The following is a 13,802-nucleotide window of genomic DNA, read 5'->3' as shown; positions in this document are numbered from 1 at the left end:
GGCGAATTGCTATGTCGACCAACTGTTTCGGGCATCGCGAAATAGACCTGGAATCCGCTCGCTGAACGAGGGCGCACCAGGCCGCGAAAGATCGCACCGCCCTGGGTGATTCGACGAATGCGCGGGAAACCGCGCGTGATTCAACTAGTGCTCGAAGCGGCCGGGCCTACTGGCTCGTCGGCCGGGATGCGAGTGCCTCCGGGTCATCGCATCCACTGGTGTCCTGCTGCCGATCTCCTCCAACTGTCACCTGCATCACAGGGATGCCGTTCATGCATGTGGACACTAGGCGTTTACACAATAAAAAGGAACTTTTTCCTAAAAAAAAGTTGGACGAGCGTCTAGTTGGGCGACGAGCCGACGCGAAGATCGCGATGAATGTGGGTGCGACCACATGGCGAGGCGGCGGTGTGACCGACCGCACTTTCGGATGTGGAGACTATGAGTCGAAACGTTGCAACTGCGTTGCATCGGCGCCCATGCGCCGATCGAGCACGCGGATCTTGGCCTCGATCTGCGCGTACAGCGGAGACTCGCGATCAACGGTGGCGCGGTAGGCCGCCCACGCGGCCGCATCGTCGCGCCCCTCGGCACCGGCCGTCCACCGACTCAGGACCGAGGCGTCGCCCGAGCGTAAGACGGCGGTGCGCAGGCGAACTCGCAATTCATCGCGAATGTCTATAACTCCCGGCGCGGTCGAGCGCGGCAGCACCGGGCCCGCGTACAAACGCACGGCGGTATCGACGTCGCCGGAATCCAGTGCGGCGCGCAGCGCTTCCACATCCGTGGCGATCGGAACGCGCAAACGGTAGGGGCGCGAACCGAATACATTCGATCCGACCACCGACCGCAGCCGCGACATGGCCGCGCGAATGGTGGCATTGTCCAGATCGGCGTCGTCGAGCAGCAGTGCCAGGTGATCGGCCGACAGGCCCTCGGTGTGCTCGGCCAGCAGCAGCAGGATCTCGGCGTGCCGCTGCGACAGCGGAACCCGCTCCCCCGCCACGGTCAACTGCGGCTGCCCGAGCCCGAGCACCTCGAGGCCCAACCGTTCCGGGGCGGGCGCGTCGGTCTGCGCGCGCCGGTCCTGACCCGAACGCACCGCGGCCAGCAGCAGATCCATCTCCGCGGCCGTGGCGGCGGCCTTCACCAGCGCCAGGATCTCCGGGCGCGCCACCCGCACCCCACCGGCGATCATGAGCACGCCCACCAGGCGGCCGTCCGGATCGTGCACCGGCGCAGCGGCTCCCGTGATCTGGTGCATGCGGTGCAGGAAATGCTCGGGTCCGTGAATCCAGGCCGCGCGGCCGGTGCGCACCACCAGGCCGACGGCATTGGTGCCGACCCGGCGCTCGCTGAGATCATTGCCCTCGCGCAGGCCCGCCTCCGCGGCGGCCTGCACGCGATCGGCATTGCCGTGCACCGAGAGCACCCGGCCGAACTGGTCGGCCACCACCACGATCAGCCCGGTACTGGTCGCATCGCGCAGTAATAGCTTGTCCACCAACGGCATGACCGCGGCAATGGCGTGCGCGTCGCGATAGCGCTCCAGATCCGCGCCGCGCAGTCCCCGACCGTCACCGTCGTCCATGGGATCCACGCCGCCGCGCACACTGCGCAGCCAGGATTCGAGCACCATCGGCCGCAGCAAACCCGGCAACTGCCCCAGCTGATCGCCGCCCACACTGAGGTATCCGTGCGCCTGGGCGGCATATGTTTCGAGCGCCCCGAGTTGACTGCCCGGTTCGACGCCGTGGTGAGGCTGCCCTCCACCTGCGAGATTGCTGACCATTTGCCTTTCTTTCCGCCCCAAAGAGTACCGGCGCGCCTGAGACCTGAAGGCAGAAGTCGGACGTTTGTCCGGCAGGTCACATGCCAACAGTCACACCGCGAAATGTGAGCTGCGTAGCATTTTGTTAAACATATACAGTTCAGTCGCGCCGCGGTGTCCGGGCGCGGATGCCGAATCCCTTGCGGTGACCAGGATTTCGCTTACACAGTTCACCAAATCCACCGCCGCGGCACCCTCCACTGTGCCAGGGTGGGTCCGTGGAGGACATCGATCTGACCGACCTCGACCGCTTCGCGCACGGCTTCCCGCACGCGGTCTTCGATGAGCTCCGCGCGCACGAACCGGTGTTCTGGCACCCGCCCACCGCGCACACCCCGGACGGGGAGGGCTTCTGGGTGATCAGCCGCTACGCGGACATCATTGCCGTGGCCGGGGATTCGGCGACCTACTCCTCCGAACGCGGCGGGCCGCGCCCGGGCGGCGGGACCCTCATCGAGGATCTGCCCGTGGACTGGGCGGTCGGGGTGCTGCTCAATATGATGGACGACCCCCGCCACGCCGAGGTGCGCCGACTGCTCATGCCCAGCCTCGCGCCCCGCACCCTGCGACTCATCGAGGATGATCTGCGCCAACGCGCCGCGCGGATCGTCGACGAGGCACTGGCCAAGGGGGACTGCGACTTTCTGCTCGACCTCGCCGCGGAACTGCCGCTGCAGGCGGTCGCGCACCTGCTCGGCGTGCCGCAGGAGGATCGGCATCGACTCTTCGGCTGGGCGAATGTGGCGCTGGATTACGACGATCGGGACCTCGGCGAGGCCACCGCGCGCACCCAGCGGGCCGTCGCCGAGACCCGGGCCTACGGCGCGCGGCTGTTCGAGGCCAAGACCGCCGGCCCCGCCGAGGATCTGATGTCGCTCGCGGCGCACGCCACCATCGACGGGCAACCGCTGTCGGCCATGGAGAAGGCCATGCTGTTCAGCCTGCTCATCGCCGCGGGCAGTGAGACCACGCGCAATTCCATCGCGGTCGGCATGCTGGCGCTCATCGAACGACCCGAGATCTGGCGCACGCTGCGGCGGGACCGGTCGCACCTGGACGGGGCCGTCGAGGAAATGCTGCGCTGGGCCTCCTCCACCTCCTACAACCGCCGCACCGCCACCCGCGACACCGTGCTGCGCGATCGGCGAATTCGGGCCGGGGACAAGGTGACCCTGTGGTGGACCTCCGCCAATCGCGACGCGAGCGTCTTCACCGACCCGTTCGAGTTCGACATCACCCGCCGTCCCAATCCGCATCTCGCCTTCGGGCGCGGCGGGCACTTCTGCCTCGGCTCCAATCTGGCGCGCATGGAGATGCGGGTCATCTTCGACACCCTGCTCGACCGCGTCGACACCGTCGAACTCACCGGACCGGTCGAGTACACCCGCAGCAACAAGCACACCGGCGTCCGACACATGCCGGTCCGGCTGACAGCTCGCTGACCGAGCCCTCGCGATCAGGGCATCAGCTCGGCGGCAGAGTCGGTTTCAGTGCCGACGCGCTCCGTTCACGCGCCGCGCCCCACCAGAGGCCGGCACCGTAGGCCACGTCATCGAGCCTGCGGCAGGCCACGTATCGGAGCGGATCCAGACTGCCGGGCTCCCGGTGGGTGAACCAGTCGGCCAGGCCCTCGGCCATGGCCAGGGTGATGGCGATATGGCGGACCCGCCGCGAGCACAGCATGCCCAACAACGTGACCGGCCAATAGTGTCGGCACATCGCCGAGGCGAGTCGCCAGACGCCGCCGGTGAAACCGCGCGTCATATAGATGGCGGCCACCCGCGTCGGATTGTCGAGCCCGGCGAAGACCCGGCGTAATCGAATCAGCGTGGCGGCCATGGTCAGTACCCCGCCGAACACACCCCAGCGCGACAGCGTGCCCAGCAGCAGCGCCGACACCGCGGTCCAGATCGGCAGCGACAGCGGGGCGGCCAGTCCGGGATGCCGCTGGGCCAGCGGGGCCACCCCGGTCCCGTGGGTGACCTTGTGAACGAACCACTTTCGCAGCGACACCGGATTGCTGTGCGCCACCCGCGCGGCCGGTTCGTAGCGCAGCCGCCAGCCCGCCCGATCCAGTCGCCAGCACAAATCCACATCGCCGCCCGCGGCCATGGACTCGTCGAAACCGCCCTCGGCCAGCAGCGCCAGGCGACGCACCAGCACCGCCGAACTCGGCACGTACGGCACCGGGCCGTGCGCGTGCACCGCCGACTCGCGGCGGCCCCGGTGCACCGAGCCGCGGGTGTGCTCGTAGCGGGCCAGCACGGTGGAATCGGGATCCATGGCCAGGATGCGCGGGGCCACCAGCGCCACCTTCGGATCGCTGAAATGGCCCAGCATGACCTCCAGCCAGCCGGTGCGCGGCACCACGTCCGGGTCCAGGAAGGCCACGAATTCGGTTGCCGCCGCCCGCAATCCGAAATTCCGCGCCGCGGCCACGCCCTGCGGGGTATCCCGGCGCAGCACCGTCACCCGGCAGCGGTTGGTGCGATCCGGCGGAATCCGCACCGGCCGGTCCGAGCCGTCGTCCACCACGATCACCGTGTGCCCGCGCAGCGCCGACAGCAGCCGCGAGAGTTCGGGCGCGTTGTTGTGCACCGGCACGATCACGGTGACGTCCTCCAGCGACGGCAGCAGCCGCGGCCGCGGATTCGCGACTCCGGAATCCAGAAGACGTCTGGCAACCCGAGCCGACGCGGGGTCGGTCACCTCGAGGTAGCCGTCACCGATCAAGGCCGCAGCTTCCGGCGCGAGCCGCAGCAACCTCGTCGGCGTGCCGCCGACCAGGAGCCGTCCACCGGAATAAGTGCGCACCTTGGGATCGATTCGCACCCCGAAACCATCGGGAAGGCGATCATGGCGCATTCCCGAATGCTAAGTCAGCACACCGTTAGCAATGATGATTGGCGCGCTGGCGGTGCGTAATTTGCCCACCGTTTCCCGGTGAGCGGGTTCGTGTAACGCCGTAGCTCGACCACCTTGTCGGCTCGCCCTCTACACTGCGGGAGGAAAATTGGCGGGTGAACAGGTCGGGGACGGTATTGCGTCCCCATAGTGGTCGAGGCGGTATGGGAGTCGGGCGCATGCAGACAAGCGGGGGCGGCAACACCCTCTCGGAATCCGAGATCGTCGAAGCCGCCCTGCGGGTGGTTCGGCAGGACGGCGTGGAGAAGCTGTCCATGCGACGACTCTCCCGCGAACTCGGAGTTTCACCGATGGCCCCCTATTACTACGTCGCCGACAAGCGCGAGCTACTCGATCTGGTCGCCACCGCCGCGCTCACCGGAGTGCGCAAGCCGCCACCCGAATTCGGTACGTGGCAAATGCGGTTGCGCGATCTGATCGACCAGATCGACGAAAAATTGCGCAAACACCCGGGTCTCGGCGATGTGCTCATCGAGCAGATGCTCGGCAAACAGCTCGACCTCATCGCCGCCGTCATGGAAATCCTCTTCGACGCCGGATTCGACGAGCGCAATGTGCTCTCCGCCTACGCCACCATCCACACCTATCTGTTCGGTCGCTCCAAGGTGAACCCGCGCGACCGCAACGCCCTCGTGGATCGGGTGCTGCCCGAGGCGGTGGAACGCGCCACCAAACACCTGGCCGATCTGCGCGGTAGGTACTCCTACGACTTCTCGATGGACGTCCTCGTCGCGGGCCTCGAGGCTCAGCTTGTCCGGCAGCGAGACAGCCACGTATAGTGAAACTAGAACACGTTCTAGTTTCGGTAGACTGCACCGGCTGACCATCACCGCCGGGTTCGAGAGGACACTATGACCACCGTCGACGTACCGCACAGCTCGCGATCGGCCGTGCTGCGGGTCTCCGCGGTCATCAACGAGACGGCCGACTCCTGCTCGCTGGTATTCGACGTGCCCGAGGACCTGCGCGAGCGCTTCGCCTACGCGCCGGGCCAGTTCCTGACCCTGCGCATCCCCAGCGACCTCACCGGGTCCGTGGCCCGCTGCTACTCGCTGGCCAGCTCACCCCACACCGACGACAAGCCGAAGGTGACCGTCAAGCGCACCGTCGACGGCTACGCCTCGAACTGGGTGTGCGACAACGTGAAAGCGGGCGACACCCTCGAGGTGCTGCCGCCCTCGGGCGTCTTCACGCCCAAGAACCTGGACGAGGATCTGCTGCTGTTCGCGGCGGGCAGCGGCATCACCCCGGTGATGTCCATCCTCAAGTCGGCGCTCTCGCGCGGCAACGGGCGCATCGTGGTGGTGTACGCCAACCGCGACCACGACTCGGTCATCTTCGCCCGCGAACTGCGCGAACTCGCCGACAAGCACCCGCAGCGACTGGTCGTCGTGCACTGGCTCGAGCACCTGCAGGGCCTGCCCACCACCGACGCGCTGGCCACCCTGGTCGCGCCGTACACCTCCTACGAGGCCTTCATGTGCGGCCCCAAGCCGTTCATGGACCGCGTGCACGACGCCCTCGGCCAGCTCGGCGTGCCGCGCAACCGGACCCACGCCGAGGTCTTCAACTCGCTCTCCGGCGACCCCTTCGCCGCGGTCGCCCCGACCGAGATCACCGCGGAGGAGGCCGCCGACGCCGCCAGCGTCGAGGTCGAATTGGACGGCGAGACCCACGAATTGACCTGGCCGCGCAGCCAGACGCTGGTCGACATCATGCTGTCCAAGGGCATCGACGTGCCCTACTCCTGCCTCGAGGGCGAATGCGGATCCTGCGCCTGCACCGTGCTCGAGGGCGCGGTGGAAATGGAGAACGCGGAAATCCTCGATCCCGAGGACATCGCCAATGGGTACATCCTGGGCTGCCAGGCCCGACCGGTGACCGATCACCTGAAGATCCAGTTCTGACGGTTCCCCGAAAACGAAATACCCCCGTCATTCCGGCGCGCTTTTGGCCGGAATCCACGGTGCCAGTGTGGATCCCGGCCAAAAACATGCCGGGATGACGGGGGTACTCGAATCGACTAATAGGCCCCGAAGACGTTGTCGATCGAGCCGTAGCGGTGGGCCGCGTAGTTGCAGGCCGCCGCGATATTCGCGACCGGATCGTAGATATCCCAGGACGTTCCGTCGACGTGGTAGGCCTGGAAGGTCGGGTCGATCACCTGCAGCAGACCCTTGGACGGGATACCGGCCGCGGCATTCGAATCGTAGAGATTGATGGCCTGCGGATTGCCGCCCGACTCCCGCTGAATATTGCGGAAGATGCCGTCGTAGCTACCCGGAATGCCGTGCTGGTTCATGACATACAGAGCGTTGCGGATCCAGCCGTCGAGGTCATTGCTGAAGACCGGGGGCAGCAGCTGGTTGAAGGGCGCGGGCAGACCCTGCACGAACTGGCGGACCTGGTCCTGCTGCGGGGCGGGCAGACCATTGTCGATCTGCACGGCCTGCTGCTGAACCTGCTGGGCGGTGCCCTGGAATTCCGGCGGGACGCCATTGATGACATCGGCGGACGCGGCGCCGGAGGCGGCGACCACGGCGGTGACGGCGAGGGCGACGGCCGCGGCGGCCTTGGTGGAACGGGAGATCTGGGCGGGCTGGGCGATCAGTTTTCTCAAAGGCATGGCGATACGGGGGCAGCGCTGACCACGACGGGCAGCCCGAAGGAAACCCGCCGACGCACTCCATGGATAGTGATGTGCATGTGGGAGAACGGGACTCGGGAATCTCCCAGCTATCACCGTTCGTTTCGTGCTCTCGCCAAGGACGGCGGTCTCCGCACGAGGGGTGCCAACTCATTTCGAGCTGGTATCGGCCGTCGCCGACTGATCACAGAATGATTGCGCTAGGTTAACGTAAACTGAACACAGGGTGAACAGTCAGCGTTGTTGATCAGAGCCGTGCGTCACAGCAATTGGGCAGCGTCGATCTCATCGCTGAGCGCGGTAATGAATCCGCTGCTCAGGCGTCAGATGTTCGGTCGCGTAACTCAGCGCGGTCCGGCCCATGGCGGCCGCGTGCGCGTCCAGAAATCCGGTGAGAATCGCCGGATCGACGCGTTTTCCGATCTCCCGCAGCATCCAGCCGACCGCCTTCTGAATCAGATCGCGGCGATCGACGAGCAGTTGTTCGCACAACTCGAGGGTGGTCGAGGCATCGCCCTGCTTGATGAAGGCGAAAGTGGTGAGCAGGGCCACCCGCCGCTCCCACAGCGAATCCGAGGCCGCGAATTCGTGGAGCAGATCCCGCGGCCGCTCGAACAGCCACGGGCCGAGCACGAACTCCGCCGAGGCATCGACCAGATCCCAGTTGTTCACCCGCCCCCGCCGCACCGCGGCCAGATACAGATCGACGATTTCCCGCTGCCGCGCCGCGTCTCCCCCGCGTTTGCGCGACGCCCTCGCCATCTCCCCATTCAGCATCACCAACCCGGCCAGCCGGTGCTCGTGCACCGGGCTGTCGAGCAAAACATCGATCTCCGAAAGGGGCATCCCGACAAACGCTTTCACGGCCTTCCGGGTCTGCGGCACCCGGACGCCGATGAAAACATCACCCTCCCCATACTCCCCCGGCCCGGTCTTGAAAAACCGCTGCAGATGCACGGCATCGGCCGGATCCGCGAGCGCCGCCAATTCCGCCTGCACCGCGGCCGCCGTAAGCGCCTCGGCATCGACGCCGGTTCCGCTCATCGCGCCTCCTGCGTGGGTGGGCCGGAGAAGTCCTTTCTCGATCGAATCCTAGATCTCTCTCAAGCGGTTTCAGCCGCGGCCTGTAACAGCACTTCACCGAATTTGCGCATGTGGTCCGCGCCGCCGTACCACGCGGCGACCAATTCGACGGCGGCCGCGCGGGTGCGCTGGGCGACCTTCGCCAAATCCGCGACCGAGATCTCTCCGGCTTCGGCGGCCTTGGCGGCCTCGTCGAGATCGTGGCTGGCGGTCAGCAGGCGCATGATGTGGTGCAGGTCGATGGTGGCGTCGCTGGTCCGGAACTCGGCGGCGGCCTTGGTCTCGGGTTTGGCCGAAACCGGCGGCTCCACAACGGGTTCCGGTGCGGCGCGACGGCGGGACGGCGCCTTCGCCGGGGGCGTGGATGCGCGCGGCGACTCCTCGGCGGTTTCCCGCAGCGAGGCGGCGACGGCCTCCAGGCTCTCCAGGCGGGCCGGGGCCTCGAACCGGGCGGGCGGCTCGGGGTCCGGCGCGTAGCGACGCGCCACGGGAGTCTCGATCTCGACGGCCGGGCTCGCGCCGAACACCTCCGAACGCGCGTCCGAGCGGTCGGCGAACGGCGAACCATTGGTCGCCGGACGGGCATCCAGACCCTCGATCTCCGCGGCCGGGGAGGCGGCGAAGGGTGAACCGTTGGCGGCGGGGCGCACGCCCAGCCCCTCGGTGCCCATCGCCAGCCCCTCGACGCCCACCGCCGGGGCGGCGGTGAACGATTCACCGTTCGGCTCGGGGCGGGTCAATGATCCGGTGTCGTAACTGGTTCGGTTGTACAGCGAGCCGTTGGTGGTCGCACGCGCCGCGAAGGCGTCCGCGCCGAGCGGCTCACCCTCGGCCGCCAGCCGGGCGGCCACCGCCTCGGGCTCGGCGGTGCGCTGCGGCAGGTCCGGGGCCAGCCGCCGCGGCAGGCCGTCCGAATCCGGTGCGCCGCGCAGGGTTACGGGCGCACTGGACCACTGCACGGCCTGCGCGTCCTGACCATTGCGGCCCAGGCCACCGTGGCCGCCGGTATCGATGCCGGTGAGCACCGGGTTCGGCGAGGTGCCCGGCGACGCGGTGTCCGGGTGGGTGAGGCGATAACCCGGCGCACGCGCGGGGCGCGAATCTCCCGGACCGGCAGTGAAATCGGCATCCATGGCCGACATTCTTACCGGCCCACCCGAGCGGGTGCGACTCGGGCCGTAGCGAAGGTGTGTGAGTACCCGTCCCGAAACCGGCTCACGACCAAGGGTATTGGGGGATTGACGACGCCGGGCGATCGCCCGGCGCTGCGGCTCAACCCATATGGCTCATGCCCGCCGCGACCACCTGGGCCACATTCATGATCTCGTCACCCGTCGGCAACGGCACCCCGTCCAGGGCGTGCAGGCGATCGGTGCTCGCGATGGCCAGCATGGCCGACACCCACGCCGCCGCGCACGCCCGCAGGGTACCGGGCTGGACCGGCGTCGGCGTGCTCGCGGCCAGCACCCGGGCGGTGGCCTCCAGCAACTGATCACGCATGCGGCGCAATTGTTTCCGCACATCCGGATGGGTGTCGGCCTCGCGCCACATGATCACCCGCAGCACCGAGGAATTGTTCTCGCGCAGATTCAGCGCGGCATCCATATTGACCAGACTCTTGGCCGGATCGCCGGGGACGACGACCGATTCGATGTCGTCGAGCGGCTGCGACGGGACGCGCTCGGCCATCAGGGCCGACAGAATCGCGCCCTTGGTGGGGAAGTAATAGAAGACCAGGCCCTTGGGCACACCCGCCGCCTCCGCGATGGACGCGGTGGCGGTCGCATCGAATCCGTGGGCCGCGAAAAGGCTTTCGGCGGCATCCAGGATGAGCTGGCGAGCATCCCCGTCGACCTTCTTGCTCCGGCGACGCCGTGATGTGGGCACTGCTCGACTTCCTCCTCACGCCGTACCAGCGGAGGCTTCCGCGACCGGTCGGGCGGACGTAGACGACAAGCATAACGCGCGGACACGCCGACCTCAGGCGGCTCTCCCGCAATCACGGGGGCCCGAGACCGGCGTGCCCGGTAGCGGTCAGTGCGCCGCCGCGCCGAAGCGGCCCGAAACCTCGGGCATCTCGGCCAGTGCGACCACCACCGTCAACGCACCCACGATCCACGCAACCCAGGAGGCGTTGCTGTAGGAGTGGAAGTTCATCACCCACGGGGAGATGAACATCAGGACGCCCAGCACGCCGAGCGCGCGGCCGGTCCAGCCGCTGGCCCGATCGGCAAGCTGGGACAGGCCCGCGAGTGCGATCAGCACGCCGAGCACCACGAGGGCCCACAGAGCGCGGCTGCTGTGCGCCACCCAGATCGGGGACAGCGCGGCGACTGCGCCGAGGACGACCGTTACGGCCTGCTCAGCGCGACTCACGGTGAACATGGAATGCCTCCTTCTAAAGGCGAGAAATATGTTCTGATCCCGTTGTATTCCTGATTGACCGGGCGATCAATCAATGCTCGGATACGCTTCGGCCGCAGTTCGGGTGTGACGGGCGACACATCCGCGCACGACCCCGTGAACCGATATGGTTGGCCCATGTCGGACTCGGTAGAACACGTTCTAATTGTTGGCGCGGGGCTCGCGGGACTGCGCACCGCCGAGGAACTGCGACGCGGGGGATACACCGGCGAGATCACGCTGCTGGGCGAGGAGAACCGCGCGCCCTACGACCGGCCGCCGCTGTCCAAGCAGTACGTGCGCGGGGAGACCGACGACACCGCGCTGCGGCCTGCGGAATTCTTTGCCGAACAAGACATTCGGCTGCGGCTGGGGGTGGCCGCCACGGGCGTCGACACCGTCGCGCGGCGGGTGCGACTGGCCGACGGCAGCGAAATCGAATACGACGCGCTGGTGATCGCCACCGGGCTGCGGCCGCGGCGCATTCCGAATCTGCCCGCGGTCGACGGGGTGCACGTGCTGCGCTCGCACGCGGACGCCGCCGGGTTGCGCGAGCACCTCGGCAGCGCGCGCAAGGCGGTCATTGTCGGCGCTGGTTTCATCGGCTGCGAACTCGCGGCAAGCTTCCGCTCTCGCGACCTCGACGTGACCATCGTGGAACCCCAGCCCACTCCCCTCTACGCCGCGTTGGGCGCGGAGGTCGGCGCACTGGTGACCCGGCTACACGAGGCCGAGGGCGTCACCGTTCGGTGTGGGGTGGGCGTGGAATCGCTTGTCGCCGAGGGCGACTCGGTCAAGGGCGTGCGTTTGGCCGACGGCGACGCGCTCGATGCCGACCTGGTGGTCATCGGCATCGGGTCGGTGCCGGTCACCGAATGGCTGGAGGGTTCGGGCATACCGCTGGCCAACCCCGCCGACGGCGGCGGCGTCCTCACCGACGAGCACGGCCGCACCGCCGTGCCCGGCGTCTGGGCGGTCGGCGATGTGGCCGCCTGGCCGCACGCCGTCGGCCGCAACAAGCGCGTCGAACACTGGACCAATGCCGGGGAGCAGGCCCAGACGCTGGCCGCCGCGCTGCTCGGCACCGAACCGACCGCCGAGGTCCAGGTGCCGTATGTCTGGAGCGACCAGTACGACATGAAGATTCAGGTCCTCGGCATCCCGGCCCTCGCCGATGAGATCCGGATCGTCGAGGACAAGGGTCGCAAGTTCCTGGCCCACTATCTGCGCGCGGGCGAACTGGTGGCGGTGGTCGGCGCGAGCATGGTCGGCAAGGTCATGAAGGCCCGCGCCGAACTCGCCGCGAACCTGCGACCCCAAACCCCTGTCGGTTAGGCGGCGCTCTCGGCGCGGAGCTTGGCGGCCCGCTCGCGCGGGTCGTAGTCGGGGCCGACACCCTCGATCAGCAGCAGGTCGCCGTCGACGTGGTCGGCCCGCAGCCGCAGGATCGCCTGATACTCCGGCGAGCGGTACCAGGCGCGGGCCCGGTCCATATCGGGAAACTCGATGAGCACCATGGTGCCCGGCCACTCCCCTTCGACCACCTCGACGGGCGGGCCGTGAATGACGAAGCGGCCCGCGAACGGATCCAGGGTGGCCTGGATGCGCTCGAGATACTCCAGGATCTCCGGATGCGGGCGGCGGGCGCGAAGATGGGCGAAACCGTAAGCGGACATGGTTCGAAACGCTAGGTGGCGCGACCGCCCGGGCCAATTACCTCCGAGGTAATCCCGACGGTCGGCGCGGGTAATCCCGGCCGACACCGGACTTTTCGACCCGCGTTCGCGATCGGTCGGGGGGTTTCACTACCGTGCAAGGTGTGATCGTCGCGCTCATCGACTCCGGACTGGGGCTGCTGCCCACGGCCGCCTGGTTGCGGAAGCTGCGGCCCGATCTCGATCTGCTGCTGCTCAACGATCCCGACGGCGCGCCGTGGGGACCCAAACCGGAGCAGTGGGTCGTCGATCGGGTACTGGACACCGCCCGCCTCGCCCTCGGCGAAGGCGCGGAAGTCATTGTGCTGCCCTGCAATACGGCCAGCGTGACCGCCCTCGAACAGGTCCGCGCCATGGTCGGCGACGGCGTGCCGGTGATCGGCACCGTGCCCGCCATCAAGCCCGCCGCCGCCGCTTGCTCCAAGGTTGCGGTGTGGGCCACCGCGGCCACCACCGCCAGCGCCTACCAGGCCGACCTCATCGCCCGCTTCGGCGGCGACGCGGACATCACCGGCGTCGCCTGCCACGGGCTGGCCGATGCCATCGACCGCGGCGATCTGCCCGTTATCGCCGAGGCCATCGCCGACGCCGCGGCCCGCACCCCCGCCGACACCGAGGGCATCGTGCTGGGCTGCACCCACTATCCCCTCGTCCTCGACGACATCCTCGCCGCCCTCCCCGCCGGGGTCCGCGTCTTCGACAGCGCCGAGGCCGTCGCGGGCCAGACCCTGCGCCGCCTGGACGCCCTGGGCCGCCCCACCGCGGGCAGCGGCACCGTCCGCGTCATCGCCTCCGGCCGCCCGGCCCAACTCCCCAGCGCCGCAGCCGCTTTCGACTCCGGCCGCCTGCTCGGCGCGCTCCCCGCGACCGGCCCGGTCGCCACCGCACCGCAGCGCTGACGTTTGCCCGGGCCCAGCCCGGGCACGTCTGCGTCATGAGCACGGAAGAAGAACGGACACACCGGGAATCGGCGCGGCAGGACGAACGACACGTCACCCCGGAGCCGGAGGTCACCGACGAGCATCGCGAAAAGGCGCATCGGATGGCCGAGAGCTACCGCGACGATCGTCCGCCCACGGTGCTGCCCGGCACCGACGGCATGGTCACCGGCACCGCGGTCACCGACTGGGTGAACGACGCGGAAAAGCGAAAAGGCCGCTCCCCCGAAGGGGAACGGCCCTCTCAGTAATTCAGGGAA

General features: G+C 68.2%; 14 protein-coding genes. 6 read left to right on the top strand and 8 right to left on the bottom strand.

Going from position 1 to position 13,802, the window contains the following annotated elements; all coding sequences use genetic code 11:
* Window positions 1-439: 439 nt before the first annotated feature.
* A complete protein-coding gene (locus tag VMT65_RS01340) occupies window positions 440-1,792 on the bottom strand; it encodes a GAF domain-containing protein (RefSeq protein ID WP_326306052.1) in 1,353 nt (450 codons plus the stop codon).
* Window positions 1,793-2,031: 239 nt separating this feature from the next.
* Between VMT65_RS01340 and VMT65_RS01335 the strand changes: the two genes are divergently transcribed.
* The gene (locus VMT65_RS01335) at window positions 2,032-3,273 is read left to right on the top strand and encodes a cytochrome P450 (RefSeq protein WP_326307402.1); all 1,242 of its coding nucleotides are present in this window, start codon (window positions 2,032-2,034) and stop codon (window positions 3,271-3,273) included.
* A gap of 22 nt (window positions 3,274-3,295) precedes the next feature.
* Here the strand turns inward: VMT65_RS01335 and mftF are convergent, their stop codons facing one another.
* Window positions 3,296-4,696 carry a mycofactocin biosynthesis glycosyltransferase MftF gene (gene mftF / locus VMT65_RS01330; RefSeq protein ID WP_326306051.1) on the bottom strand — a complete coding sequence of 467 codons (1,401 nt, stop codon included), beginning with the start codon at window positions 4,694-4,696 and terminating at the stop codon, window positions 3,296-3,298.
* Window positions 4,697-4,914: 218 nt separating this feature from the next.
* Here mftF and mftR2 point away from each other — a divergent pair, with 218 nt between their 5' ends.
* Together mftR2 and VMT65_RS01320 are read left to right on the top strand one after the other, a co-directional pair.
* Entirely contained in the window at window positions 4,915-5,535 is a 621-nt protein-coding gene (gene mftR2, locus VMT65_RS01325; RefSeq protein ID WP_326306050.1) for a mycofactocin system transcriptional regulator MftR2, read from the top strand.
* Between the two features lie 72 nt (window positions 5,536-5,607).
* A complete protein-coding gene (locus tag VMT65_RS01320) occupies window positions 5,608-6,663 on the top strand; it encodes a ferredoxin--NADP reductase (RefSeq protein WP_326306049.1) in 1,056 nt (351 codons plus the stop codon).
* 116 nt (window positions 6,664-6,779) lie between these two features.
* Here VMT65_RS01320 and VMT65_RS01315 read toward each other — a convergent pair whose 3' ends face one another.
* The 5 genes from VMT65_RS01315 to VMT65_RS01295 all read right to left on the bottom strand — a co-directional run bounded on the left by VMT65_RS01315 (window position 6,780) and on the right by VMT65_RS01295 (window position 10,871).
* Entirely contained in the window at window positions 6,780-7,382 is a 603-nt protein-coding gene (locus VMT65_RS01315; RefSeq protein WP_326306048.1) for a transglycosylase SLT domain-containing protein, read from the bottom strand.
* A 306-nt stretch (window positions 7,383-7,688) separates the two neighbouring features.
* Complete coding sequence (locus VMT65_RS01310; RefSeq protein ID WP_326306047.1) at window positions 7,689-8,447, bottom strand: DNA alkylation repair protein; 759 nt, start codon at window positions 8,445-8,447, stop codon at window positions 7,689-7,691.
* Between the two features lie 59 nt (window positions 8,448-8,506).
* Window positions 8,507-9,619, bottom strand: a complete 1,113-nt coding sequence (locus VMT65_RS01305) for a hypothetical protein (protein ID WP_326306046.1) — start codon at window positions 9,617-9,619, stop codon at window positions 8,507-8,509.
* A gap of 139 nt (window positions 9,620-9,758) precedes the next feature.
* Complete coding sequence (locus VMT65_RS01300; RefSeq protein ID WP_326306045.1) at window positions 9,759-10,373, bottom strand: TetR/AcrR family transcriptional regulator; 615 nt, start codon at window positions 10,371-10,373, stop codon at window positions 9,759-9,761.
* A 147-nt stretch (window positions 10,374-10,520) separates the two neighbouring features.
* Window positions 10,521-10,871 carry an SPW repeat domain-containing protein gene (locus tag VMT65_RS01295; RefSeq protein WP_326306044.1) on the bottom strand — a complete coding sequence of 117 codons (351 nt, stop codon included), beginning with the start codon at window positions 10,869-10,871 and terminating at the stop codon, window positions 10,521-10,523.
* 156 nt (window positions 10,872-11,027) lie between these two features.
* Here VMT65_RS01295 and VMT65_RS01290 point away from each other — a divergent pair, with 156 nt between their 5' ends.
* Complete coding sequence (locus tag VMT65_RS01290) at window positions 11,028-12,224, top strand: NAD(P)/FAD-dependent oxidoreductase (protein WP_326306043.1); 1,197 nt, start codon at window positions 11,028-11,030, stop codon at window positions 12,222-12,224.
* On the opposite strand, the gene VMT65_RS01285 is transcribed toward VMT65_RS01290, so the two are convergent.
* The gene (locus VMT65_RS01285; protein ID WP_326306042.1) at window positions 12,221-12,565 is read right to left on the bottom strand and encodes a DUF1330 domain-containing protein; all 345 of its coding nucleotides are present in this window, start codon (window positions 12,563-12,565) and stop codon (window positions 12,221-12,223) included. The genes VMT65_RS01290 and VMT65_RS01285 overlap by 4 nt on opposite strands.
* Window positions 12,566-12,708: 143 nt before the next feature.
* Here VMT65_RS01285 and VMT65_RS01280 point away from each other — a divergent pair, with 143 nt between their 5' ends.
* Together VMT65_RS01280 and VMT65_RS01275 are read left to right on the top strand one after the other, a co-directional pair.
* A complete protein-coding gene (locus VMT65_RS01280) occupies window positions 12,709-13,503 on the top strand; it encodes a glutamate racemase (protein WP_326306041.1) in 795 nt (264 codons plus the stop codon).
* A gap of 35 nt (window positions 13,504-13,538) precedes the next feature.
* On the top strand, window positions 13,539-13,793 hold the full coding sequence (locus VMT65_RS01275; RefSeq protein WP_326306040.1) for a hypothetical protein: 255 nt from the start codon (window positions 13,539-13,541) through the stop codon (window positions 13,791-13,793).
* Window positions 13,794-13,802: the final 9 nt, after the last annotated feature.

Origin of the sequence: Nocardia sp. CDC153 (assembly GCF_035818515.1) — a bacterium.
Taxonomy (GTDB): Bacteria; Actinomycetota; Actinomycetes; order Mycobacteriales; family Mycobacteriaceae; genus Nocardia.
Note: the sequence above shows the minus strand (reverse complement) of the source record. Positions and strands in the feature narration are given on the sequence as shown.

Bases quoted from the DNA above. Each gene is read 5' to 3' on its own strand.
- VMT65_RS01320 (WP_326306049.1), top strand. From the start codon at position 5,608: ATGACCACCGTCGACGTACCGCACAGCTCGCGATCGGCCGTGCTGCGG.
- VMT65_RS01275 (WP_326306040.1), top strand. From the start codon at position 13,539: ATGAGCACGGAAGAAGAACGGACACACCGGGAATCGGCGCGGCAGGAC.
- VMT65_RS01290 (WP_326306043.1), top strand. From the start codon at position 11,028: ATGTCGGACTCGGTAGAACACGTTCTAATTGTTGGCGCGGGGCTCGCG.
- VMT65_RS01285 (WP_326306042.1), bottom strand. From the start codon at position 12,565: ATGTCCGCTTACGGTTTCGCCCATCTTCGCGCCCGCCGCCCGCATCCG.
- VMT65_RS01315 (WP_326306048.1), bottom strand. From the start codon at position 7,382: ATGCCTTTGAGAAAACTGATCGCCCAGCCCGCCCAGATCTCCCGTTCC.
- VMT65_RS01310 (WP_326306047.1), bottom strand. From the start codon at position 8,447: ATGAGCGGAACCGGCGTCGATGCCGAGGCGCTTACGGCGGCCGCGGTG.
- mftF (WP_326306051.1), bottom strand. From the start codon at position 4,696: ATGCGCCATGATCGCCTTCCCGATGGTTTCGGGGTGCGAATCGATCCC.
- VMT65_RS01340 (WP_326306052.1), bottom strand. From the start codon at position 1,792: ATGGTCAGCAATCTCGCAGGTGGAGGGCAGCCTCACCACGGCGTCGAA.
- VMT65_RS01295 (WP_326306044.1), bottom strand. From the start codon at position 10,871: ATGTTCACCGTGAGTCGCGCTGAGCAGGCCGTAACGGTCGTCCTCGGC.
- mftR2 (WP_326306050.1), top strand. From the start codon at position 4,915: ATGCAGACAAGCGGGGGCGGCAACACCCTCTCGGAATCCGAGATCGTC.
- VMT65_RS01305 (WP_326306046.1), bottom strand. From the start codon at position 9,619: ATGGATGCCGATTTCACTGCCGGTCCGGGAGATTCGCGCCCCGCGCGT.